Origin of the sequence: Bremerella sp. TYQ1, from assembly GCF_020150455.1 — a bacterium.
GTDB lineage: Bacteria > Planctomycetota > Planctomycetia > Pirellulales > Pirellulaceae > Bremerella > Bremerella volcania_A.
In genome coordinates this window covers 3,965,206-3,990,331 of the sequence record NZ_CP083740.1, presented here as the reverse complement: position 1 = coordinate 3,990,331, position 25,126 = coordinate 3,965,206, and the positions used below count along the sequence as shown (strand labels likewise).

Annotated in this window: 17 protein-coding genes; 7 read left to right on the top strand and 10 right to left on the bottom strand. The window is 53.7% G+C overall.

Annotated elements, in window-relative coordinates; genetic code table 11:
* Positions 1 to 10: 10 nt before the first annotated feature.
* Positions 11 to 577 carry an RNA polymerase sigma factor gene (locus LA756_RS15895; RefSeq protein WP_224435704.1) on the bottom strand — a complete coding sequence of 189 codons (567 nt, stop codon included), beginning with the start codon at positions 575 to 577 and terminating at the stop codon, positions 11 to 13.
* A gap of 189 nt (positions 578 to 766) precedes the next feature.
* Here LA756_RS15895 and LA756_RS15890 point away from each other — a divergent pair, with 189 nt between their 5' ends.
* The gene (locus LA756_RS15890; protein WP_224435703.1) at positions 767 to 1,396 is read left to right on the top strand and encodes a sigma-70 family RNA polymerase sigma factor; all 630 of its coding nucleotides are present in this window, start codon (positions 767 to 769) and stop codon (positions 1,394 to 1,396) included.
* Positions 1,397 to 1,421: 25 nt separating this feature from the next.
* Positions 1,422 to 3,110, top strand: coding sequence for a serine/threonine-protein kinase (locus LA756_RS15885; RefSeq protein WP_224435702.1), 1,689 nt, complete (start codon positions 1,422 to 1,424; stop codon positions 3,108 to 3,110).
* Here LA756_RS15885 and hemP read toward each other — a convergent pair.
* Positions 3,094 to 3,282, bottom strand: coding sequence for a hemin uptake protein HemP (gene hemP / locus LA756_RS15880; protein WP_224435701.1), 189 nt, complete (start codon positions 3,280 to 3,282; stop codon positions 3,094 to 3,096). The genes LA756_RS15885 and hemP overlap by 17 nt on opposite strands.
* Before the next feature lie 375 nt (positions 3,283 to 3,657).
* Here hemP and LA756_RS15875 point away from each other — a divergent pair, with 375 nt between their 5' ends.
* Positions 3,658 to 4,125: a carboxypeptidase-like regulatory domain-containing protein gene (locus LA756_RS15875; RefSeq protein ID WP_224435700.1), complete on the top strand. Its 468-nt coding sequence runs from the start codon at positions 3,658 to 3,660 to the stop codon at positions 4,123 to 4,125.
* A 178-nt stretch (positions 4,126 to 4,303) separates the two neighbouring features.
* Here the strand turns inward: LA756_RS15875 and LA756_RS15870 are convergent, their stop codons facing one another.
* Genes LA756_RS15870 through LA756_RS15855 form a run of 4 tightly spaced genes read right to left on the bottom strand, consistent with a single transcriptional unit; the run spans position 4,304 to position 10,814 of the window.
* A complete protein-coding gene (locus LA756_RS15870; protein WP_224435699.1) occupies positions 4,304 to 6,571 on the bottom strand; it encodes a glutamine amidotransferase in 2,268 nt (755 codons plus the stop codon).
* A gap of 32 nt (positions 6,572 to 6,603) precedes the next feature.
* Positions 6,604 to 8,961 carry a BatA and WFA domain-containing protein gene (locus tag LA756_RS15865; protein ID WP_224435698.1) on the bottom strand — a complete coding sequence of 786 codons (2,358 nt, stop codon included), beginning with the start codon at positions 8,959 to 8,961 and terminating at the stop codon, positions 6,604 to 6,606.
* Between the two features lie 3 nt (positions 8,962 to 8,964).
* Entirely contained in the window at positions 8,965 to 9,861 is an 897-nt protein-coding gene (locus LA756_RS15860; protein WP_224435697.1) for a DUF58 domain-containing protein, read from the bottom strand.
* Complete coding sequence (locus LA756_RS15855; protein WP_224440394.1) at positions 9,858 to 10,814, bottom strand: MoxR family ATPase; 957 nt, start codon at positions 10,812 to 10,814, stop codon at positions 9,858 to 9,860. The genes LA756_RS15860 and LA756_RS15855 overlap by 4 nt, the downstream gene beginning before the upstream one ends.
* 394 nt (positions 10,815 to 11,208) lie before the next feature.
* On the opposite strand from LA756_RS15855, the gene LA756_RS15850 reads away from it, so the two are divergent.
* Complete coding sequence (locus tag LA756_RS15850; RefSeq protein ID WP_224435696.1) at positions 11,209 to 13,572, top strand: DUF4159 domain-containing protein; 2,364 nt, start codon at positions 11,209 to 11,211, stop codon at positions 13,570 to 13,572.
* Positions 13,573 to 13,582: 10 nt separating this feature from the next.
* On the opposite strand, the gene LA756_RS15845 is transcribed toward LA756_RS15850, so the two are convergent.
* Positions 13,583 to 14,680 (bottom strand): substrate-binding domain-containing protein, encoded by a 1,098-nt coding sequence (locus LA756_RS15845; RefSeq protein ID WP_224435695.1) that lies wholly within the window; start codon positions 14,678 to 14,680, stop codon positions 13,583 to 13,585.
* Between the two features lie 670 nt (positions 14,681 to 15,350).
* On the opposite strand from LA756_RS15845, the gene LA756_RS15840 reads away from it, so the two are divergent.
* The 3 genes from LA756_RS15840 (at position 15,351) to LA756_RS15830 (ending at position 19,551) form a co-directional block, all read left to right on the top strand.
* A complete protein-coding gene (locus tag LA756_RS15840) occupies positions 15,351 to 16,304 on the top strand; it encodes a DUF1559 domain-containing protein (RefSeq protein WP_224435694.1) in 954 nt (317 codons plus the stop codon).
* 177 nt (positions 16,305 to 16,481) lie between these two features.
* On the top strand, positions 16,482 to 16,928 hold the full coding sequence (locus LA756_RS15835; protein ID WP_224435693.1) for a carboxypeptidase-like regulatory domain-containing protein: 447 nt from the start codon (positions 16,482 to 16,484) through the stop codon (positions 16,926 to 16,928).
* 265 nt (positions 16,929 to 17,193) lie between these two features.
* The gene (locus LA756_RS15830; RefSeq protein ID WP_224435692.1) at positions 17,194 to 19,551 is read left to right on the top strand and encodes an arylsulfatase; all 2,358 of its coding nucleotides are present in this window, start codon (positions 17,194 to 17,196) and stop codon (positions 19,549 to 19,551) included.
* A 114-nt stretch (positions 19,552 to 19,665) separates the two neighbouring features.
* Here the strand turns inward: LA756_RS15830 and pilM are convergent, their stop codons facing one another.
* The 3 genes from pilM to LA756_RS15815 form a co-directional block, all read right to left on the bottom strand.
* Positions 19,666 to 22,260 (bottom strand): pilus assembly protein PilM, encoded by a 2,595-nt coding sequence (gene pilM / locus LA756_RS15825; protein WP_224435691.1) that lies wholly within the window; start codon positions 22,258 to 22,260, stop codon positions 19,666 to 19,668.
* Between the two features lie 63 nt (positions 22,261 to 22,323).
* Positions 22,324 to 23,583, bottom strand: a complete 1,260-nt coding sequence (locus LA756_RS15820) for a DUF1573 domain-containing protein (protein WP_224435690.1) — start codon at positions 23,581 to 23,583, stop codon at positions 22,324 to 22,326.
* 125 nt (positions 23,584 to 23,708) lie between these two features.
* The gene (locus LA756_RS15815) at positions 23,709 to 24,998 is read right to left on the bottom strand and encodes a DUF1559 domain-containing protein (protein WP_224435689.1); all 1,290 of its coding nucleotides are present in this window, start codon (positions 24,996 to 24,998) and stop codon (positions 23,709 to 23,711) included.
* Between the last annotated feature and the right edge of the window lie 128 nt (positions 24,999 to 25,126).

Below are 25,126 nucleotides of genomic sequence, written 5' to 3'. Positions count from 1 at the left end.
GAAGGAAAACTTACAAAGGATTCTTTCGTGGGGATGTCTTGGGGGCCAGGTGTTCACGCAAGTGCGACAGGGCCATTCGCATACGAGTCTTGACGGTGCCGAGAGGTATTGAAAGCGTTTCTGCGATTGCTTCGTACGTAAGGTCTCCATTCTGACGAAGCAGGAACACTTCCCGTTCTTCGTCACGGAGCTCTGATACGGCAATCCGTAAACGTTCCATCTCTTCGGACCTATGGGCATGTTGGGCTGGGGAAGCCTCTTTGCTGGGGACCGCGGCTTGTTCGTCCCCCAGGGCCTGACGTTTTCGTCGCCAAGCCGTCATCCGCATGTCGCGACCCGTATTCACGGCAATGCGGAAGATCCATGCCCGGACATTCTCTATTTCGGGTAATTGTTCTCGGTTTCGCCAACACTTGATGAAGGTCTCTTGGAGGGCGTCGTTGGCGTCCTCCATATTGCCCAAAAGGTGGTACAGCGTGCCCAAAAGTTCCCCGTGAAGACCCGAAAAATGGGTCTCCAAGGTCTCCCCTCGGTTTTCCGAAGGGGGGGGACAGCTTGCGCGACGCGGATGCTCCACAATGGGCCCTTACGCTAGGTAGACGAGACAAACGGCCAAAACGATTCCGCTTCGGCACCGATTTTTTAACAGAATGGATGCGATTTAACACCAGATTGGCCGGTTTTATGGGTTAACGCCGGTCTAGTTCCCCCGGAATTCTAACCTAGTGGCTTGCTGAGCACCCCCTTTGCTCAAAATAATAAACATATGTGGCCTGAAACCGACAAAACACAAGAACTTCTCCAAAGTGCTCGCGACGGCGACACTGCGGCTCGCGATGCCCTCTTGCAGCGGCACCGCGATTCATTGCGTCGAATGATCGAAATGCGGTTGGATCGACGGATTCAGCAGCGTGTCGATGCTAGTGACATTGTCCAAGAGGTCTTGGTCGATGCCAATCGCCGGTTGGTCGATTATCTGCAGAATCCAAAAATGCCGTTCCACTTGTGGCTGCGGCACATGGCCAAAGACCGGATTATCGACGCTCACCGTCGTCATCGAGTGAGTGGAAAACGAAGTGTCGACCGCGAACAAAATATGAACGTCGGATTCAATATGGATCAGTCGTCGGTCGACTTGGCTGCCCAACTGTGCGATCAAAACACGACGCCAGGGGCTGCGGCGACCATGCAAGAGCTGCATGTTCGCTTCCAAGCTGCCATTGAAGAACTGGACGATCAAGACCGCGAAGTCGTTATCATGCGACACTTCGAGCAGCTCTCGAATCAAGACGTTGCGGCGGCGCTTGATCTCACTCCGGCGGCGGCCAGCATGCGTTACCTTCGCGCGATCCGTCGTCTTCGTGCATTGTTAGGGCCCACGGCGGTCGACGAATAATCTCTCTCGCATAGCAAGCTTCCGCATGGCCTCCGACCGAGATCAGATCGACGAACAACTGGCCCTGCTGCTGGACGAACTGACCGAGCGTGTGCAGAAGGGGGAAGCGGTCGATCTCGATACCGTTGCGTCGCAGCATCCCCATTTGGCTGACGACTTGAAGGAAGTCTGGGGCGCCGTGATGTTGGCCGACGCAGTGGCGTTGAATGTGTCGATATCACAGCCAGACGTGGCCGAAGAACCGATTCCGGAAAAGCTCTCGCAGCTGAAACTGCCAATTCGCTTTGGCGACTACGAACTGCTGGAAGAGATCGGTCGCGGCGGCATGGGCGTTGTCTACAAAGCTCGTCAGGTGAGTCTTAACCGAACCGTCGCGGTGAAGATGATCCTCAAAGCGCAACTTGCTTCCGAGGATGAACTGACACGGTTTCTCTCAGAAGCGGAATCGGCCGCGCGGCTAAGTCATCCTGGGATTGTCCCCGTGTACGAAGTGGGGCAGCGTGATGGCCGTTACTACTTCAGTATGAAGTACATCGAAGGGGAAACGCTTTCACAGCGACTCGCTCGGGGTCCGCTGCCGTCGAAAGAAGCGGCTCGGATGATGCGGATTATTTCGAGTGCCGTGCATGAGGCGCATCAGCATGGCATTCTGCATCGCGATTTGAAACCTTCCAACATTCTGATCGATCGAAACGATTGCCCCGTCGTTACCGACTTCGGTCTCGCCAAACAAGTTACCAGTGATGTCGACAGCATCACCCGAAGCGGCGCAATCATCGGAACGCCGGCGTTCATGGCCCCTGAGCAAGCCAGCGGGGATCGCGGCGCGGTGGGGGTTGCAAGCGATGTTTACGGGCTCGGGACGATACTTTTCGCGATGATCACAGGGCAGCCGCCGTTCCAGGGACGAACCCCAGTCGACGTGCTGTTGAAGGTCCTCGAACAAGATCCGCCGTTTCCGCACCAGGTGAATGCACGCGTTGATCGAGATTTGGAAATGATCACGCTTCGCTGCTTGCAAAAACCGATCGATCTGCGTTACCCCGACGCGCAGTTGCTTTGCCAGGACTTTGAAGCGTACCTGAACGACGAAGCGATCTCGGCACGGAGCGGGCAATTCTTTCAGGTGGTCTCGCGGTTGTTCCGTGAGACGCACAACGCCCAGGTCTTAGAAAACTGGGGACTGCTATGGATGTGGCATAGCTTGGTGCTGCTGATCTGCTGTATCACGACACAGCTTTTGCAGTGGAACAACGACGGGCACCGCTGGCATTACATTGCCATTTGGACGGTGATCTCAGGGATTTGGGCTGCTTGCTTTTGGTACCTGCGAAGAAGAATGGGCCCGGTCACGTTCGTTGAACGGCAGATCGCCCATGTCTGGGGTGCAGGGATGATCGGCGTGGCGTGTCTGTTCCCGATCGAATGGCTGCTAGGTTTGGCACCCTTGGAGCTCTCACCACTTTTGGCGGTGATCTCCGGAATGGTATTCCTCATCAAGGGAGGCATTCTTACCGGATGGTTCTACTTCCAAGCACTTGCGCTGTTTGCTTGTAGCGTGCCGATGGCGCTGTACCCTGACGCAGCCCACATCCTGTTTGGTGTGGTATCGGCGAGTAGTTTCTTTATTCCAGGCCTGCAGTATTACCGCCAGAGACTACGGATGCGGCGTGATATGCCGGCCGGTGCTGCTGGCTCTACTTTTGCAGAATGAGCTTGCCGGACTTGGTTTCGCATAGGCGATAGATGGAATCGCCATGCTGAATCCAAATCTCTTTCTCGCCAGCCATGATCTCTTCGGACGAGATCGTGCGTTTCATCATGGGCGAATTGTCTTGAGCAGGCGTCGACGGCTGAGTTTGTTGATCTTGTTGCGAGGTATTCATACGAGATCTATTTCGAAGCAAACGAAGCGTGATGGTCCGAGGAAAAATTCGCTGATGTCGTTGACACTGGCTACTGCTCTGGTACTTTATAGCGATATTGATACTCGGTATCAACCTGTGGTCGCGAAAACTTAAGTTCAGGTTTTTCAGCACAGGAAAGCTGCCAGCTATTCCATCTAGCCAGCGGTGAATGGTCCTTTTGGGGTGCCAGACCTCGCATAGGAGTTGGGATGTGACAGCAAAACGAGAACGGATGGGGCATTCGCTGTTTAACTTCGCGTTAAGCCAGTGTTCGCTCCGTCCCAGTCGATCGTTGGCAGTTCTAGAATCGATCGCTGCAAGGCGGCGCCGTGCCGCTGAGGAGGCTCGTAGGCCATGATCGATCGAGGATTGCAATTGATGTCGCGAAACCCAGTAGAAGCGAGTGTCGCATTGGCCGTGGTGATGGCCTTGGTGTTGATGATTTCATCCGGATGCGGGGCCCAATCGGCCGGAGAGGTCTCTGGCCGTGTGTTCTTGGATGATCGTCCCCTCGATGGTGCGGTCATCCAATTGAAGCCCAAGGGTAACCCTGAGGCGAAAGAAGTATCGACCGACGTTAACAACGGCGAATTCAAATTCTCGGGGGCTCAATGGATTAAGCCTGGCGAATATTACGTGATGTTCACCTCGCAGCAGCCAGGCGCCGGAGCGATTATCGACGGCGTTCAAACCGGTAAGGGCATTCCCGCCCCCAAGGCATTCGTTCCCAAAGCATACGAAAAGAAGGGCACCCTCAGTGCGACCATTTCTGCCGAGGGGCCCAACAAGCTACTGTTCCAGCTCAAATCAGGCGGCTTCTAAGTTAGCTGCCGTGAAGGCCGATTGGCCGTAACCGTTCTCTCCAGCAGATGCCGTGAGCGGATCCCTTGTCGCAGGGGGATCCGCCGCGGTTGTTTGTCTGTTAAGTGACATCAGGAATCTGAATCGGTATTATGCCGAGTCTGCAGCGGTATCTGGTGATGTGCCAGACAACCACATATCAAACCATGCTCCAGCGTTTTCTCAGATACCATTCCCAGCCCAGCAGACCAACGATCAGCATGAGGTTAATCCAGCTGTCGCGACCTGATTCTGGCCATGTCCATTTCGTTTGAACTTCGACTTCCGTTTCAGGCGGGCGGTTTTTGATTTGCTCGATCAACTGCGGAAGTTCCTCGGGCGTCCATGTTCGTCCGCCGACGTCCTTGGTGATCGCCGACAATGCGGCCAACTGGGAAGGGCGTGCAGATGGATCGCTCAATTCCAGATCTTGATCATACACAAAGAAACGTCCCAGCCCGGTTCCCAAGGTGGTGCCGTTTTGTTTGGCGACGACTTCAATCGTGTAGTCACCCATCGATTCACCAGCGTTAAGAGAGCCCTCGATCACGCTGTCGCCGGGAAGGGTACGAATAGGCGAACGCGTCCCGTCAGGAGCGATTAAATGGGTTTCAAACGTCGCCCCTTGGACAGGATCGCCACTTTGCGTGTTGGCTCCAGCGGTAAATGTGATCGGTGCGCCAGGAACATAGCGGCGTTGTCCCAGTTGGACCCAGACGTCGCGCGACTCAAGTCCATCTTTTCTGGCCAACCAAAGAACGACTTGCCGCCAGAATCGTTTATGGATGCTTCCTTTACCAGCCATCACCCAGCGCCACGTGCTGTCGGCAGTGAAAGCAAGCGTGCGACCGAGACCATACTCGCCGGCGACTAAAAGAGGTTGTCCGCTTTGCGATTCCAGGATGGTCACGCCTCGGCGTTTGGGGCCGACAATCTTGTTGGCTCCTGACAAACTTGGCACCGCCGTGAAAGCAGGCGTACCTTCTTCATCGGTCCCCAGCGAAGAAAGGAAGTGGTTTTCGCTGGCAACAATGGTGATAGGCCCGGCAATGTGCATGTCGGTGCGAATCGGAGCGTCGAAGTCTTGGCGATCGAAACGGCTCATTTCCACGGGAAGCACGTTTTGCATGACCGTGGTTTGGTAGCCTCCAGCTCCGAATGAATGAAAACCGCCGAGCATGATCAGCCCTTTGCCATCTTCGACTTGAGCGGCCAGCAGATCGAGCGTCTCCGGGCTAAGCGCGGACGAGTCTACATCTCCAATAATAAAAACATCGTATTTGCCGTTCTTGATCTCGTCTGTCAAATTCACCGGCCACAGATCTCGCCGACGTCGATCGATCCAGCGGAAGTCGAGTTCCATGTCCGCCGATTCGGCGACCACTTGCCGCAACCATTTTTGTTCGGGGCGATCAACCGTACGGCCTTCGAGGTAGAGGATTTTTAGGCCACCTTCGAGAACGTTGAGGTAGGCACTCAAAACGTTATTCTTAGTGACCAATTCGCCTTCTTGATCGGGAACAAGCACGCTCACTTTAAATTGACCAGACGCCTGTGGCGTATAGCGGAAGGTGACGTCGACCGTTTCTTCTACTTTGGGCGTTGTGACTTCCTGGGTCTCTACAATTGTCTTTTGGCCCTGTGAGTCTTCGATGATCAACTGAACCGGCACCGGCAGGTTTGCCATTCCTTGGATATGAATCGAAGACTTAATTGCTACTTCGTTTTTGACAAAGACCGTGTAATGATCGGCGAGTGTTTCCACAGCAACGTCGCGAGCTTGCGAAGGATCGATCGCTTTGCCATAGGTGACGGTATGGAGCGGTGTTTCCAGTCGAGCGAGATCCCTTGCCGCTTGCTGCATCTCGACTTTGGGCGTGTAGACACGCTGCGCTCCGTCGGAAAGCAAGATGACGCCAGCGAGCTTTTTGCCGAGGTTCTGCTGCATCACTTCGGCGATGGACGAACCGATATCGGTGAAACGCCCTTCAGGATTGCTCGGCAGTTGTACTTGGCCGTCGACGGTTTCCAGTCGCTGGGCGTTCTCGTCGAACTGATACAGCGCCACGTCGACGTCGTCTCCGAGGCTGGCCAATTCCGGAGCCAGCCGTTGCAAAGTTTGCTTTTGAGCATCCCAGCGAGATATCCCATCGGCCGCATCAGGGACCGACATGCTGCGACTGGAGTCGAACATGAGGACGAGCAGTGAAGACTGTGTTTCCTTGATGGTACGAACCCACGTCGGCCGCAGCAGGGTCAATGCGATCAGCATAATGACGGCGAAACGTAGCCCGGTGAGAATCCAGTGTCGTTTGGTCGTCAGTCCTTGGAACTGCGGGCGAATGACTAGCAGCGCAACGAGCGCGAAGACCAATATCCCCACCAGGAGATAGCTCTCGCCCAAAGGTTGCAAATACCAGTACGACATGATGACTTATTGCGGGGACTGCGAAATGAGCCCTACGAGGTTTCGCTGGGGGATTGTCGGTAAAAACGGTTCGCCAAAACGTTTTCCAGGCCAAAGACAATCACTACGATCAGCATCAGCCAAGGGAACAGCGGCACGCCGAGACGGGCTTTGCCTTGTTCGCGGACGATTTGTTCCTGCTGCTTGGCCAAGCGATAGCGGCCAGGCCCCAGGATTTCGTCGAGTTGTTCTTCGGTTAGTTTCTTCGTTTGCGTGGCATACGGTGGAAGGTTCACGCTGAACCCGGTCGATTGGCCGCCGCCTAACGGTCGAATGCGATAGGTTCCCAGGCTGCTGGTAAAGGGAATCGTGATGGTCCCTGCATCGGGAACGACTTCCTGAGGGTCGACCCCATTGGGTGTGAAAAGCAAGTGCGTTTCTGTTTCGTCGCCAGCCTCCGTCTTTACGGTCGCCACATCGCCGGCGGTATAGTTGACGTGCTGGTCACCACCTTGCACAACATAACGGGCCATCTGATTCCAAAGCACGAAGAACGGCCACGCATCGAGCCCGTTGAACAGTTGATTCCAAGCTCCATCGCGAGGATCAGAAACCGGGGTGGTAAGTGTCAGCACAACGCCATCGCCGATGCGCTGTTCGACCAACGCAGGAATTCCGTTGCTGAAAGGAATGATCGTATTCGCATCCTCATCCATCTCATCGAATGACCAATGACGATCAACGAGAAACTCTCGCCACGGTACCGAAGCACCACTTCCGCGAAAGGGAGAAAGAATCGAGTGCTGGTACTCGCGTGGCTGAAGATACCACTCGCGGTCGCCGGCACGCCATTGTTTCGAGATCTTGCCAGGCAGTACCGTTTGGGCCGCTTCGGTGTTGAAGTCTGCTTTGATGGCCGCACGTCCCAGCACCATCATCAAACCTCCGCCGCGACTGACATAGTCGGACAACGCTTGCCATGTTGCATCCGGCATCGGAGAAGGGTCCAGTAGTGCGACGGCCTGATATTCGTCCAGTTTCGTAGGAGAAAGTTCGTTCTGCTTGATGACGTCAATTTTGAAAGCCGCACGGCCTGACTCTCGAAAACTGAATGGAGCGAGCGCATCGACTAAGTCTTCGCTGATAGCGTTAGGCGATTCCACTACCAGAAGCGACCAAGGGGCCCGCGCGTTGATAGTGAACCATCGTTTGTCGTCGGCAGTCAAGCCATCGTCACCAACCAACTCGATCCAGCCATGATGCGTTCCGGCATTCAAGTTGGTCAGGCGAAAACTTACGCTCCGTGGCTCGCCGTCGGTCAGTTCGATTGTCTGACGATTTCGCCGCGTGGCCTTGGGGACGATCAGTTCGCCGTTTTCAACGATTGGTAACTTGTCATCGATTTCTTCGACAAACATTTCGATCGTCTTGGTTTGGCTACCACCATCCGAGATCACCTCGGCTTGAAGCGTAACATCTTGGTTCTCAGGAATGCTTTCCGAAGAAAGGACTAAGTCTCCAATGGCGACGTTGCTAACCTCATCCGCACCGACGTCGATTACGTAAAGCGGGATCTCTGGCATCTCAGCCAATTTGGTTCGCAGTCGTTGAGCATCTGCTGCATCCCATGCGGGAGCCGCGAGGTCGGTCAAGATGTAGATCTCTTTCCTCCCGAGCGGATTGCTCTCGAGCATCTCCAAGGCGTTTTCAGTCAGTTCGATGAGCGACTTTCCGCCGACAGCAATTTCAAGGCGCTGAAGGGCCTGGCGTGCGGCTCCTCGATCAGGGGCGAAGATGGTCGATTGGGTTCGCTGATCAAGCACCGCCATCTCGCTTTCCTCAGGCAACTGCGAGGTGAGCCACATTCCAAGCTCTTGAGCTTTCTCAAGTCGTGTTTGATTTTGGTGGCGATAGAGCATGCGAGGGGACGTGTCGCAGATGATTACCGCTGCGACAGGAGCTTCCTGTTCGCCAACTATTGGCCCGGTGCTGCTGGACATTGCCATCAGCGCGGTGACAAGTGCTCCGACGCCTACCAACGCCGTGATCCCTGTCAGGATGTAGGCCAGCATGCGGCTGCTGCCGGCCAGCCATGCGGCGGCAGAAACGAAAGCACCGATCAGCAGGATCACGCCGAGCGAACCGGAGAGAACCCAGCGGCCGAGCGACTCTGACGCCACGCCAGGTCGCGCTAGTGCAATCACCAATGCCAGCACTGCCAAGCAGCGTAGTGCCAACAATACCCAATGCTTCAGTTGCAAACGTCGCGTGTTTTGAACGCTTCGTTGCCGGACGAACCGCAGGGCAGGGAACTCCAGTTGTTTCGGCTGCTGCCGCATCACCAAATGCAGGATGACCGGCACGGCCACAAGCAGGCCTCCCAGCAGCAGGCCGACGTTGGCAAACTGCATGGATTAAAACCTTGATTGGCGGCTGATGAGGTATTCGGTCAGGGCTTTGTCGAACTGCATGCTCGTGTCGAGTTCCACGTAGTCGACCCCAGCCTGAAAGCAGTCTTGGCGATACTTATCGCGAAAGGCTTTGATTTCTTTTTCGTAATCTTTGCGGTAGTTGCTCGCATCAACTTTCATCCGTTCGTTGGACTCGGGGTCTTCCAGTTCGACCATTCCATCGAAGGGGAATGTCACTTCGGCTTCGTCCAGAATATGAAACAGGATGACGTCATGGTCGCGGTGGCGTAGCTGATAGATGGCCCGCATCACTTCGTCCGGATCGGCTAAGAGATCGGAGAAGATCATCACCACGCTACGGTGTTTCAGCATGGCGGCCAACTGCGAAAGGCTGTGGGCGATGTCGGTTTCGCCGGTCGGCTTCAAATTGGCCAGCAGCGAAAGAACGTCACCTAATTGCTTTCGTTTTGATTTCGGGGGCAGGCTCGCACGGATTTTTGTATCGAACGTGACCAAACCGACAGGGTCTTGCTGATGAACCATCAAGTAGCAGAGTGCCGCGGCCAGACTGATCGCGTAGTCGAACTTGGTCATCTCTTGCCGATAGGTGTACGCCATCGAGCGGCTCAAATCCATCGCCAAGTAGCCGGTGATGTTTGTTTCCGCTTCAAACTTTTTGATGTAATAGCGATCGGTCTTGGCGTAAACGAGCCAGTCGATATCCTTCGGGTCGTCTCCTTGTTCATAGCGACGATGCTCGCTGAACTCGACGGAGAAGCCGTGATAGGGGCTCGCATGTAACCCTTGGAGAAACCCTTTGACCACAAACTGAGCGCGCAGATCCAACCGCGATATCTGGCGGATCACCTCAGGCTTCAGATAACTTTCGGCAGTGGTCAACGTTCAAACTTTTCGATCTTGGGTTCCGGAATTTCCTGCAGCAGCTTTTCGATGACGTCGACGTTGGTCATCCCTTCCGCTTGAGCTTGGAAGTTTGTGCCGATACGATGCCGCAGCACAGGGATGGCGATCTTTTTGACATCCTCAATTGCCACGGAGAAACGGCCTTCCATTGCGGCGATCGCTTTACCGCCGTTAATCAAGTTTTGTCCGGCACGCGGGCCAGCTCCCCAGTCGACAAGTTCTTTGATGAACTCAGGGGCTTCGCTATCGCGGGGGCGAGTCGCACGGACCAGGCGAGCGACGTACTTGATGACATATTCGCTGACGGCCACCGACTGGACCAGCTTTTGAATGTTGAGAATGGCTCGGCTGGAAAACACCTTACGGACTTCGACTTTCTCTTGTCGCGTGGTGGCCATCAAGATCTTTTCCTCTTCGTCGAGTGAAGGGTAATCGATGATGATGTTGAACATGAATCGGTCGAGCTGCGCTTCCGGCAGTGGGTAGGTCCCTTCCTGTTCGATCGGGTTCTGCGTGGCGATCGTAAAGAACGGATCTGGCAGGTCCATGGTTTCGCGCCCCACAGTCACTTCGCGTTCCTGCATTGCCTGCAACAGCGAGGCCTGGGTTTTGGGAGGCGTACGATTGATTTCGTCCGCGAGCAAGATATTGGTGAAGACTGGCCCTTCGACAAAGCGGAAGTTTCGCCGGCCATCTTCGTCTTCTTCCAACACGTTTGTCCCGGTGATGTCCGACGGCATTAGGTCAGGCGTGAATTGAATTCGCTTGAACTGCATGTCGAGCACTTTGGCCAGCGTGCTGACCATCAACGTCTTCGCGAGACCTGGCACCCCTTCCAGCAAGCAGTGACCGCGCGTAAAAATGGCCGCGAACAGTTGCTCGATCACTTCGTCTTGCCCGACGATCACCTTCTGCAGCTCTTGCTGCATGACGATGCGTTGTTGTTTGAACTCTTGAAGAACTTCGCCCAGGTTTCTGGTTTTGCCCACAATAGACGCCTTGTCTTGGATGGGAATCGTCGATGGTCAGTAGGGGGATGCTTATGTGGTATCGGCACATAATTGGCCGAAGGCAAACGTTTCCTGTTCCCTCTCCCCAAAGGAGCGAGACATCGGAAATTGGCCGGAATTGCCATTCGCCGGGTAATTGTAAGTTACACGAGGGAAAAGGGTTGGTTCCTTCCGAAGAAAACCAAAAGCACCGCCAAGTGATTGTAGAAACGTGCTCCGATGGAAACAACGCGCTCGCATTTCGCTTGTGTCCATGGAAGGCAAACCTAAGATGAAGAGAAGCGAACGCGACGTGTCCCGGAGGAACCCCCGTTTGTTCCCACTGCGAATCACTAGCTGCATCGCACTGATTGTAGCGATCTTTTTGATTGTGCCGACCGCAAAGGCGCAACGTGCTGCTACGCGCGGAGGGATAACCCCACAAAATGTCCGCGATGCGATGGACAAAGCGGTTCGCTATCTCAAGGGGCAGCAAAAGCCTGACGGAAGCTGGCCCGATTACGCAGAGTTTGACGGCGGCGTTACTTCGTTGGTCACCTTGGCTTTGCTGGAATCAGGCGTGTCGAAGGATGATCCCGTCATTCAAAAGGCACTAACTTCGCTGCGTAGTACAGAGGCCGATAAGACCTATGCGTTATCTCTTCAGACAATGGTCTTCTGTGCCGTTGATCCTCAGCAAGACTTGCGATTGATCAAAAAGAATGCCGCGCTGCTGGAAAGCTTTCAGATCGATTCCGGCGAGCGAGCAGGGCTTTGGTCGTATGGTGCTCCGCGCGGTGCTGGAGCTGGGGGCGACAACAGTAACAGCCAGTTCGCCCTGCTTGCCTTGGATGAGGCCGCCGAACATGGGGCAGAAATCAGCGAGCAAACCTGGCGTCGGGCTTTCCTGCGGTGGGAGTCGATGCAGAACGGGAGTGGTTCGTGGGGATATCTTCCCAATGCACCTGGCACGGGAAGCATGACGTGCGCTGGCATCACATCGATGATCATCACCACCAAGCGGCTGGAAAGTGGCGACGCTCAAATCAATGGCGATAACGTCAACTGTTGCATCCCAGTTAAACAGGACAGTTCCGTCGACCGAGGTTTCGATTGGCTGGCTCGCAACATGACTCTGCGGACGAATCCGTCGGAAGGGGGTGGGGGAGGTAACTCGCTGCTCTACTACTTATACGGCATCGAACGTGTTGGGCGTTTGAGTGGTCGCCGCTTCATCGGGACCCACGACTGGTACCGTGAAGGGGCTGAGCTGCTTGTGGCATGGCAAGACACCTTGGACGGAACCTGGAAAGGAACCGGCGTTGTCGAGCAGGGCAATCCGTTGGTTTCCACGAGCTTCGCTCTGTTGTTTCTCGCAAAGGGCCGCCGTCCGGTTTTGATGTCGAAACTGCGATACACGGCCAACAACGATTGGAATCCTCATCGGCACGATCTCAATAATTTGAATCGTCACGTCGAAAGCTTGTGGCAGCAGAAGATGACTTGGCAAGTGATTGACATGAGTGCGGTCAAAACGCCGGAAGACTTACTGCAAACGCCAGTGTTATGGATTAGCGGGAAAGATGGATTTCAAATCACACCGCAACAGGAAGAAATGCTACGGCAGTATGTCGAAGGGGGCGGTTTCATCTTTGCCGAAGCAGGCTGCGGTGGCGCCAAGTTTGATGCGGACTTCCGGGCGATGCTCAAGCGAATCTTACCGGAAAGCACCTTCCGTTTGCTTCCGCCAGATCATCCCGTGTGGTTTGCCGAGCAGCCAGTCAACGCGGACTATGCCGTGCCATTGTGGGGATTGGATGCTTGTTGCCGCACAAGCATCGTCTATACGCCGAAAGACTTGAGCTGCTATTGGGAGCTCTACGGTAGCCGCAGTTTCATGAAGAACGAGAGCATTTCGCAAAAGGTGCGCGACCAAGTCGAAGCGGCCAACGCGATGGGGGCGAACGTATTGGCCTACGCCACTGGGCGACAATTGAAAGACAAGCTAGAGCGTGTCGAACTGACGACCGAAGGTGGCGTCGAAGACGAACTAGGACGAAACGTTTTGAAGATTGCCAAAGTCGAGCACCTTGGTGGATCGGACGATGCCCCAGCCGCTTTGGCCAATATGGTCCGTGTCGCTGGCGAACAGTTAGATCTTCGGTTCGATGTCGAGAAGCCGATGGTCAAGCTGACGGACGATGCCCATCAGTTCTTTCCAATTCTGTTCATGCATGGCCGCCGCGATTTTGGCTTCAATTCGACTCAGCGAAAAAACCTGAAGGAGTACCTGGAGCGGGGAGGGTTTCTATTTGCCGATTCGATCTGCGCGAGCAAGCCATTTACGGATGCATTCCGTCGCGAGATGAGTGTCATCTTCCCTGATGCGAAGCTGGAATCGATACCGATCGACCATCCGATGCTTTCGGCCGAATATGGTGGTTTTGATATCACCAACGTAATGCTTAACGACCCGCAAAGACGAGGTGCCGGCAATGGTGGTCTGAAGTCGGTTCGCCGTGAAGCAAGCCCAGAGTTGGAAGGCTTGTTCCTGGATGGGCGACTGGTAGCGGTTTTCAGCCCGAACGACTTGAGCTGCGCGATGGAGAGTGGGGCATCTTTGCAATGCAAAGGGTACATCAAAGAAGACGCGGCCCGTATCGCGACCAACATTTTGCTGTACGCAATGCAGCAGTAGGCGTTAAATGCTAAGACCGGACAGGCTGCGAGCGATATTCGCTGGGGGTCAATCCGGTTTCTCGTTTAAAGAAACGATGGAATGTCTTCTGGTGCATGAAGCCTGTGATCTGCGAGATTTCGTTGATCGACAACGACGATTCCGAGAGCAAGTGCTTAGCGCGCGCCAGTCGCGTGCTGCGAATCATATCGGCTGGCGAACGCTGCAAAGTCTTTTCGAATCGTTGCTCTAAGACGCGACGCGATGTAGCAACGGCGGATGCAACGTCTGAAACCTGAATCGGCCTATCCGACATCTCGCGAATAAACTTAACCGCATCACGGACCAAGGGGTCTTCGGCAAACGTCGTATCGACCGACGCAAGTTCTGCGATTCTGCGTGGAGGAATGAGCAGTGGATTCTCGGGAGCCTCTTTCCCTGCGATTAGATCCAATAGAAGGTTCAATGCCACCGATCCGACGCGGCGAGGAGATTGGTCGACATACGCAATCGGACTCGGGGCGAGTGACGAAATCAGAGGATCGACCTCGACGGCAAGTATGGCCACGTCATCGGGAACTGAGAGCTTCATCCGATTGCAGATCTTCATAATCTCGTGACCGATGAGTGTCGTCCAGACGAGAATGGCGGCTGGCTTCGGGATTTCGTTCAGCCAGACGATCATGTCAGAGTATCGATCGCCTAAATCCAACAGGCGGTTCTCAGGCGGCTGAGCGAACGTCTCAACACGCATGCCGGCTTGTTCAATTCGCTCTTTGAATGCTCCTTCCACTCGATCGGAATAGTCGAGCGAAGGAGGGCTTCCAATCAACCCGAAATTGGCCCAGCCATTCGATAAGAAGAAGTCGGCAGCCATGTGGCCGCATGCGACTTCATCGGAAACGACTTTGGGAATATCCGCGGAGTGCTCGCCCAGCCAAGAGATATTCACCGCGGGAAGTTGACGTTTGCGGATCTCCTCGGCCAACTCGTTATCGGAGAGCCGGCATATCACTCCATCCCCTTTCCAGTACGGAGGGAGCCGTAGTGATTCATAAAAGCCTCGCGGCTCGATCCAGAAATCGAATGGACCCTTCTCAATTCCTTGCTCAGCGATGCCGGCGACCACCTGGCGGCTCCATGCCGTTGAGGTCTGAATCAGTAAGGCAATTTGAAGTTCCGGATTAGCGGACATAGGGGACTAGGGAAATCGAGTGACAAGAAAAAGAGAGGAAAAGTCCGTGACTGAGAATCAAATAGGTTCTTACCTCGCACAGTACCTAAGTCGAGCTATAAGACAAGCATATCCTGGTCCAATTTGACCAATGATGATCAAGTTTCTTTCGCTGGTTGAACAACTTTTGAGGGGTAAGTTACCGTCATGAGAACGCTGTTCCCGCACATTTGGGACTTCGCCTCCCCACTGCTGAGGTGTTGACCATCCGTTCGAAATTTCATGGCTTGATGCGGTCTACCACAAGAGTGCTTTGTTAAGTTTTTGGACCATGCTGGACAGTGATTCGTTTCTCCCGAGATCTTCCGAACGAAATTGAAGCATGAAGATATCTTAAGAATTGCGTCAAAAGATGTCTCTGAATTCGGCGCAAATAGTCCCTGTTACCCCTGGGTGACCTTCAAGATACTTTTGTGAACTAAGGGGATGCTGGGGCTAAAGTGCTTGCTGAAGTCAGTGGGCAATAAGTCTCCCCAGTGGGGTGGAACATCGCGAGCAATAGTCGTGAGGCACCCCTAAACGCTCGAAGTCATTTTTCATTTATTCGATTTGTTGGAGACTATCAATGCAGACCACAGGAACATTCCGACAACGTGGTTTTACGCTGGTTGAGTTACTTGTTGTGATTGCCATTATTGGCGTGCTGATCGCGCTGTTGTTGCCGGCTGTGCAGCAGGCCCGAGAAGCCGCACGACGTTCGAGTTGCCGAAACAATCTCAAGCAGGTCGGTCTCGCACTGCATAACTACCACGACGTGCATGGATCGTTTGTTTTCGGGTTCAACAAGTTGGAAGCCCTTTGGACAGCACCAATCCTTCCTCAATTGGAACAGAACAACATCTACGAGACTTTGATCTGGGCCGAGAGTGGCGATGGCAACTGGCAAACCGATGGCAGCCCGAACGAAACGGCCTGTGGTACCGTTGTGCCGATGTATCGCTGCCCTAGCATGCCGATCGCTGAGCATGTCGATAACCAGGGCATCCCTGGTCGAGTGCCAATCAGCTACCGCGGCGTTGCCTCTTCACAAGCTTGTAGCGACGATGAATCAACGATTCCCGATTCGAGCTTCCCGCAAGTCGCGTTGGAACATCAAGACTTGGACGGAACGCTTTACGGCGGTAGCTCAACTCGTTTCGCTGACATTCGTGACGGTACTACCAACACGGCAGTCGTGGGTGAATCGTGGACCGATCCTTCTTACGTTCGAGACGGTCAAGGGATGGACTTCTGGCAGTTCGGTTGCCCACAGTCTGGCGGCTGGGATCCTATTCCTGGCGACAAAGGTGGCACGGAATACTCCGAAGGTGTTGGCTCGATGTGGCCAAAGATGAACTCGGTTCTCGATCCAACTCAGGTCGGCGTGATCGCTGAAATCGCTTTTGGCAGCTACCACCCAGGCGGTGCAATGTTCTGCTTCGGTGATGGATCGGTGCAGTTCCTGCCAGAAACGATCGACATTCAGATTTATCGTGGTCTCGGAAGCCGCAGAGGTGGCGAAGTCACCGGCAGCTTCTAAATCGTGGCGAACGATCGCCTTCCTCGATGCCGGTCCGATGGACGAGATGACAGACGAGGAAAAGCTCTTTCGACTTTTCAGGCATTCTACTGATCGGAATGCCTGACTTCGCGAATTGTTTTGTCGAGGCGAATTTACCCAATCCTTTGCGTTCTAATGTGTGAGATATTTGTCGCCATGTTCCGTAATACATTCGTCCCTTTGCTGTTCAGTGGAATCGTGCTGATGCTCTCAGGTTGCGGTGGAGGCCAAGTCGACTATGGCTCGGTGACGCTGCTGCCTGTGTCAGGAACTGTGACCCTGGATGGAGAGCCGTTGGAAGGTGCCACGGTTAAGTTCAAGGACAACGAAAACTTTACCTTCTCGTTTGCTTACACCGACGCCCAAGGCTACTACGAACTGCAATTCGATAGTGTCATGATGGGGGTCACTCCAGGTGATAAGACGGTCAGTATCACAACGACCGGACCGATCACCGAAGGTGGCGAGGAAGAAGTAGGCGAGATGGAAACGGGAAGCAAAAAGAAAGAGCAACTGCCGAAGCGGTACAACAAAGACTCGGAACTAAAAGTAAACGTGTCTTCTGAAAAGTTGGTCTACGATTTTGAGCTTGCCAGTAAATAGCTCGGTTCTGAACAATCTACGGCAACCTATTGCACAGGGTCGGTTGCCTCAGGGCTTACGGACTTCTGTGTCCGGCCTTATTTTGGGCGATGCTGGACTAAAAGCGAATTGCTAAACGCTATTTCGTACTGCGGCAACGCTTGAAGTTCTCGCGAAATTGCTTTCTTTCGATTGCCAGCGCCGATATCTTGGCACATAGGCCAGTCGCCATTAGCTGCGTTTCGGGGGCTTCTTGCATCGCTACGACTAGTAGGAGTTGCGCACCATGTTCTGTCGACGATTCGCAATGCCTGGATTATGCATTGCTGCTTTTGCCTCGCTTACGATCCTTGCCAATTCGCTTTGGGCTCAAGAAGTCTTGCCACGGCCGGAGCAGCCGTTTCAGGGGAAGATCGGGCTGACCTATAAGGACTCGGTCGCGGTTAAGCCGAAGTTGGATGTGCCGCAAACCTACGGCCTTGAAGATCCGCCCAATATTTTGATCGTCTTGATCGATGATTGCGGCTTTGGGCAGTGCAGCACATTCGGCGGTGCGGCTCCTACGCCAACGCTTGATCGGATTGCCAAGAACGGCATTATCTACAATCGCTTTCACACGACGGCTCTCTGCTCGCCCACACGGGCCGCTCTGCTGACTGGTCGCAATCATCATTCGGTCGGATCGGGAGTAATCGGCGAAGCAGGAACAGGCTTTCCAGGGTACACCGGGATTATCCCCGCTTCGGCAGGAACGTTTGCCGAAGTATTGCGCGAGAATGGATATATGAATGCCTGGTTTGGCAAAAATCATAATGTGCCAGATTGGGAAACGAGCATCGTGGGGCCCTTCGATCGCTGGGCAGACGGACTGGGATTTGACTACTTCTACGGATTTGTCGGGGGAGATACCGATCAGTTTCATCCGGCACTTGTAGAGAACAAGCGTCGTATGGTCGCTCCGGAGACCAACGAGGATGGCAGTCCTTATCACTTGACGACCGACATGGCCGATCATGCGATTCGTATGATTCGTGCGTCCAAGTCGGTAGCACCACAACGGCCGTTCTTTGTTTATTTCGCTCCTGGGGCAACACATGCTCCACACCAAGTGCCCGAGGATTGGATTGATAAGTTCCGCGGGCAATTTGACGGAGGTTGGGATAAGTACCGTGAAGAGACATTTGCTCGCCAAAAGAAGTTGGGCATTATTCCAGCCGATACGAAGCTAACACCACGACCAGATTCCCTGCCGGCTTGGGACTCGCTTCCGGAAGATCAACGCAAAGTCTATGCGAGGATGATGGAAGTCTTTGCTGCGTTTACGACCCATACCGATAACGAAGTAGGACGTGTTGTCGATGCAATTGACGAGATCGGCGAGCTCGACAACACACTTGTTATCTACATTGCCGGTGACAATGGCTCGAGCGCTGAAGGGGGCATGAGCGGGTTGCTCAACGAGATGACGTTCTTCAATGGTATTGAGGAGCCTCTCGAAGCAAAACTGAAAGCAATCGACACGTTGGGTAGTGCGAAGCATTACAACCATTTTCCCGCGGCGTGGGCATGGGCAATGGATACGCCGTTTCAATGGACCAAACAGATTGCGAGCCACTTCGGCGGAACACGCAATGGCATGGCAATCTCGTGGCCCAAAGGTATTCAGGCCCGTGGGGAAGTCCGCGATCAGTTTCATCATGTGATCGATATCTATCCCACGATTCTCGAAGTCGTGGGGGTAGAATCGCCTGCTCAGTTGGATGGAATTGCCCAGAAACCTGTCGAGGGCATCAGCATGGCTTATACGTTCAACGATAGTAAAGCAGAGGACCGCCGTACGACGCAGTATTTCGAGATGCTTGGTAATCAAGGAATCTACCACGACGGCTGGATGGCAAGTGCTCTTCGCGGCGTGCCATGGGTATCAGAAAATCCACCGGCCGATCTGCTTGAGATGCCGTGGGAGCTTTATCACGTCGAAGAAGACTTCAGCCAGGCCAATGATCTTGCCAAAGAGCATCCTGAAAAGGTTAAAGAACTGGTCAAATTGTTCTTTGCCGAAGCGTCTCGCTACAACGTGCTGCCTCTCGACGATCGCAAGACAGCTCGACTGGCAGTCGACAATCGCCCGAGCTTAACCCAGGGACGCACGAAGTTTGTGTATCCCAATCTATTACGCTTGACCGAAGGCTCTTCCCCGGACTTGAAGCATAAGAGTCACACGATCACCGCGAACGTCGTCGTTCCGGAGGGTGGTGCCGAAGGAGTGCTGTTCACGCAAGGTGGTGATTTCTGCGGCTATGCTCTTTACGTCAAAGATGGAAAGCTGACTTATCACTATAATCTTGCAGGCGTCGATCGTTACACGATTGTCTCAGCGGAGACGATTCCCACCGGGGATGTTCAGTTGAAAATGGAATACGTTACTGATGCCGACAAGCCTCTCGCAGGAGCGAACGTCACGCTCTACGCGAATGATAGGCCAATCGGCAAAGGACGCGTCGAAAAGAGTATTCCAAACCGTGTGACGTTGGATGAGACGACCGACATCGGCTTTGATACCGGAACACCGATCAATGACACCTATGAAACGCCCTTTAAGTTTAGCGGGCAATTGAAGACGGTGGCCATTGAACTGAAGTAGGGTTCGTCTCTCAATTAAGCATAAAAGCCATCGCGCAGTTCGCGTGATGGCTTTTTTTATTAGTTGTCCCGCCACCAGCTGATAGGAATCATCCATCCAGCAGTAGGCAACAGCTTAGACGTCTAAAAACTTGCCGTGCTGTAGGAATGTCATAAGTCCATGCATGTAAGACCCGCCGCCGATCAATTTGATTTCGGCAAGACGCTGCCTATCGAGCCCGGAGTAGGTGTTGACGGAGTAGGACGTTTCCTTGGAAATGTTCTTTAGCACCGGCTCGAGCACGTCGTAAAGCTTGAAGATTTCGTCAGCCGTGTCAGGCTTCTTCTTGAGCTCTTCGGCTTTAGTAAATGTCAGGCTCATCTGGCGAACGAGGATTCGTGTGAAGTTTTCGCCTCCCACTTCTAAGCTGCGGAACCAGATGGAATTCGGGCCACAGATTACCAAGTGGCTTGCATCGGAACCGACATCGAGAATTCCAAGGGCCTGATTGGTATCTTCCAGTTGTTCTCGATACGATTCGTCAGAGAAGAGGTCGTAATCGAAGAAGTTGTAGATTGCCAATTGGTCGGTTTGGACCAAGTTGGGCGTGATACCAAGGCCACGAAGAAACGCGAGACGTTCCTGCAGCTTGGTCAGACGCGTTGCGACGACGACACAGTGCCGCTTCGCTTCGCTTTCCAAACCCATTTCGTCCGGCGTCAGATCGTCGTCCCAGACATGGTAGTCCCAAGAGAGTTCTTCAATAGGGAACGGAATCTGGTGCCGAACTTCGTATTGAACGGTCTTCGGAATCTTCTTGTCCTCGACCGGAGGAAGAGCCAGAAAGCGTCCTAGAACTTCAGTGGCCGGCAAGCTCAAACAAATGATGGGTTTGCCACGCTTGTCGTTGAATGCGTCTTTGCCAACCGTTTCAAAGAACTGTTCAACGGCGTCCTGGATAAGACCACGGCGGTCAGCATCGTCGGCACGGGACAGCGGGCGTTTATATTCGACTTTGACCATTTGCTCGATATGGATGGTCGTTTCCGCTTCCTTTTTGTCCCCTTTAACTTCTTTGCGGAGCAGGATCGCTTTCAGGCCGGAGTTGCTAAGATCGATGCCCCAAGCCAAGTCGCCTGTCGGAGCTTTCTTGCCGGCTCCGATCAAGCCGAATACGCCGCCCGACTTATTGGGAAGAAGGTTGGTCTCTACTTTGCTTTTCCCTAGCCCTTGTAGAGCAAGTCCTGTCGCGACGATAAATCCCGACGAGAAGTGATCGAAATGTTCGTTATCGCGAACCGCGGCTACGTTAAAATTACGAAAGCGTGGATACAAGTCGACTGGAATACCCAGGGTGGTTTGCTTGGGTGGCTCATTCCAGACAGGCGTCGAAGCCCCGGGATTCTTTCTCGCGTTTTCCCATTTCTGGGTAATCTTATGCAAGCGATCTATCGAATGCTTGTCCTTTGGCATGAGCTTGACCAGGCGACTTGCCATGCCCACCAAGATTGGATCCGCATACGTCGTGCGTCGCAGGTCCGCAGACAGAAACGCCAGCTCAGAAACCTGGTCGAAGAAGTTCAGGAAGTTCTCGGTACGAACCGACTCTGGAACTTCCGTCAGCACTTGATGGGCACGTTCATAGCGGAACTGCTTGATGTACTGCTTCGCTTTCTCGACAAGTTTTTCTCGTTTCAAACGATCTGCTTGATCTTGCGACTTGCGGAGCTTTTCGGCCAAGCGTTGGGCGGAAATGTCGTGTGGCTTCAGCTCCAACAGACGTTCAACTTTCGGTAGCAGACGCGAAGTGCGACGTTCCTGGATGGCCGTTTTAATCTCTTGGGCCAGCCGCTTGATCTGCTTCTTCGTTTCGTTGACTTCGTCGTAAAGCTCTTTGAGCGACTCAGGCCATAGGATCTTCGGAATTTCACGAATGAGGGCGACCGCCTTTTCGGCGTGCTTTCCGTCGCGAAGTTGCTTGGCCTCAGCTTCTACTTCAGGGGCACGATTGATAAGTCGCTCTTTCTCAAGCGTGATCTGGGTGATCATCGTGGCGGCCCGCTTGGCGAATTCCATTTCCCCTTCGTGCTGGGCTTTGGTCAACTGACGAAGCACATCGCACGCACGGTCATGGCGGCCATCTTTCAGCAGTGCTTCCGCTTCATCGAATTTGGACTCCAGAGCTTCTCGTTGAGCATTTACCGAAGCTTGTAGGTTAACGCCACACTGTCCACAGAACTTTTCGTGGACCGTGTTCATGCCACCGCAATCGGGGCAGGCCGTGAAAAGTGCGTCGCCACATGCGGAGCAGAAGCGTCGTGACGGTGGATTGAGCGTCGAGCACTTGCGGCACTGAATCCGGTCCCCAGCCTCGACTGGTTTGGTGATTCCGTGACGGCTCGATCCGTTGTTGCCTCCTGCGACTTGAATCGAGTTGCCGGTCTGCTCGATGTCTAACTTCTTGTCGTACTCCGCTTTCTTTTCGGCATCGGTGAGTGTGGCGATGGCGTCCTCGACATGATTAAAAACCTGTCGCCAGAGAGCCGGATCGATTTCGCCAAACTTCGAATGCAACTGCTTGCGAGCCTTCTCGCCATGGTTGCGAATGTAATTGATGTCTTTCTCGAAGTCCTCGACTTTCAAGAGCGCGTAGAAGCTAAGCGGCTTACCTTCGGTCTTAATCCGAAGCAGACGATCATACGGGTCGATGCTAGATTCAGTGGGAGACATTCCACCATTGTATTTGCGAATCATGAAGGCTGTGTGAAGACAGGGGCTGGTAATGTGTGGGAATCAGTCGATATGGAACTTCAAAATGATTCCACTTTCGCGGGAGGGGACCTGAGGTAGCTGAGGGTGATCGGATTTGATGCGAACGCCCCCTGCATATTCGGAATAGTAGTTTCCAGGTTTGGCCCCAGGCGGAATTTGGATTTGAAGCTGGTAGAGTCCGATCTCTTCGTCCAAGGGAATAACGCTTGCTTCCACAAACTCGGGATACGTTTCGACGGAGGATACACTCCATGCTGGAGTTAACCGATCGACGCGAAAGTTGATCTTGAGCAGTTCGCTCCCTTTCGCCGAATCAATTCTTCCGAGCGTGATCACTCCATATCCATCGATCAAAGTCGAAAAGAACTTAGCGCCCGGTGATTTGACATTGAAGGATACATTTAGGCTTACCGTTTCCCCGAGGCTCTGTTCCGAGTCTTCTTTCGACGGCGCTTCGCTTGATTCCGATTGAGAAGGCTTCGCGGTTATTTCGACTTGGCCAACGTGATAGCCTGATTCGAGTTCGGAGGGGACTTCAATTCTAACTTTCCGGGCGGACCGGGCTTTGACCGATTTCCGTTCCTCGTCAGTGGCAGGCAGGAAATCGACCTTCATGCCGGGGATGTCAGCTTTGATTTCGTATTGGACATCTTTCAAGTCTTGCCAGGTCTTGGAATATAGCAGGACGTCCTTCATCTGCGGGCCATCGCTTGACAGAGCAGTGAACGTCACGTTGTCGTCGGTGAGGCCTAGTCGTGTTTCGATCAGCCCTTTCACTTCGAAGGCGATCTCTTTTCGATCTGGGTCATTGGTATAGACGACTGCGTTTTGGAGAAAGGGGCCTGACTTGAACTTCAAATCCCAGTCCAATTCGATCGACGCCGAACCTCCTGGGGGAATGGAAGATTGCTCGAGCCCTAGCAAAGTACAACTGCAAGAGCTTGGCCCTTGTTCTAGCTCCAGCGGGGCATCGCCTTCATTGTGGATCTCGAACGTGTGCGAGCCTTTGGTGAACCGTGGTTTGACGCCGAAGTCGTGAAGGGTGCTTTTGGTGACTGCCTTTGGCTGCGTCTGGGGTTCAGCGGAGTCTTCTTTCTGAACTTCTGAACTTGTTTCGCCAGCAGAGGAAGAGTTGTTCGGGTCGTCACTTTGTTTTTTATCACTCTGCTCAGGAGAGTGTGCCGTCGAGTTTTGGCTTGCTTCAAATGGGTTGGCAAACCAAAGCGTCGCTCCTACTAAAATGGTGAAGCAAACTATCAACAGGGGAGCAAAGCGACTCATGGAAATATCGTCTCGTAGATTGACAGGTGTGCGACATCCTCATGAAAGCGAGCCTTGGAGAAATCCCCAAGGCTCGACATTCAGAAGGCATCGTAGTTCGGTTCCGGCGTAAGCAATTTCGAGAACTAGTTCTCGAATTCACCCTTGCTGTTCTTACGGCTAACGATCTGGACACCGCTGTAAACATCGAACCAATCGAGTTCAACAACGTCGTCGGTGAAACCAGTCTTCGAGATCAGCAGGTTCTTGTCCGACAGGCCGTCAGCATTGACGCTGAAACCTGGGTTCAGGAAACCGTCGCCGTTCAGGTCGTAAACAGTCTTCACGCCACCATCAGCACAAAGGATGTTACAGGTACCGCCACCTTGGGTGGAACCGTGCCATGCGAACCAGTCACGTGTGTCTTGAGCCCACTGATTTCCGCCACCTAGAGTACCGGCAACACGTTGGTTTTCGGTGTTGTAGGTTGGCGTAACAGTACCACTGGAAACCGTACCAGTGTTGCTCGTCTTGTCTGGATTGCCCCAGCCGGCCTTTTCAGCGTATCCGTCCCATTCGCCGTCAGCGGTAGCACCGATGCTGAAAACTTCGGTGAAGTCGCCAGCGAGGATCAGGGTTTCGCCATCCGAGCTGTCAAGTTGGGCAGGACCGTCACAGAAAGCTTCAGCAAGTGGAGCGTCTGCGAGCAGATCCATTTCAGCGCTGACGTCTGCGGACAGAATAGCTTCACTCACGTCGCCAGGAGCACCACAGCCGAGCAGTGGAATCGCTTGGGTAGGAACGATAGCCGATTCAGCCGTACGCATACGCAGACCGTAGCGAGCACCTTCGTAGCCTTTGAGGCTTTCGGTGGTAGTGATGTAGCCGGTGCCTTGGGTCAACTTGGCCTGCTCACGAGCAGCGAACCAGCTTTGAGCGTAGTTCGTGTTGTAGCCAGCATCCAGCAGTTCGGTCTTGACGAAGTTGACGCGATCAGCCGAACCACCAGCCAACGAAGCCAATTGCGAGCAGATGCTTGCATTCAGACGTTCAGTTGGGGCACCGTCTTTGCCGTCATTCGTGTCAATGTCACCGATGAAGTCATTCAGCTTTTCCGTCGAGCGGAGTGGGCTCGATGGGCAGAGCATTTCGGCAGGAGCAGCAGCACCGGTGCTGACCAGGTCGTTGACCCAACCGTAGGTGTCTGGGCAACCATCACGACGCCAGTCGAATGCACCGCTGACCAACAGGCCGGAAGGATTTTGATCGGCGAAAATGTAGTGGCCGATACCGAACTGACGCAGGTTGTTTTTGCATTCTGCGTTACGAGCAGCTTCGCGAGCACGCGAAACGGCAGGCAGCAGCAGGGCAACGAGGATACCGATGATGGCGATAACCACCAGCAGTTCAATCAACGTGAAACCACGCTTCTTCATTGAAAATCTCCAAGGATTTAGTTACAAGCAATTGTGGAAAGAGTGTCGTAAGACGCTTTTCAGAGGGCCGGAGCACGGAGTTCCAAGTCATGTGCTTCGGTCTCTCTTTTTTTGTGCTGTGTGTGTTC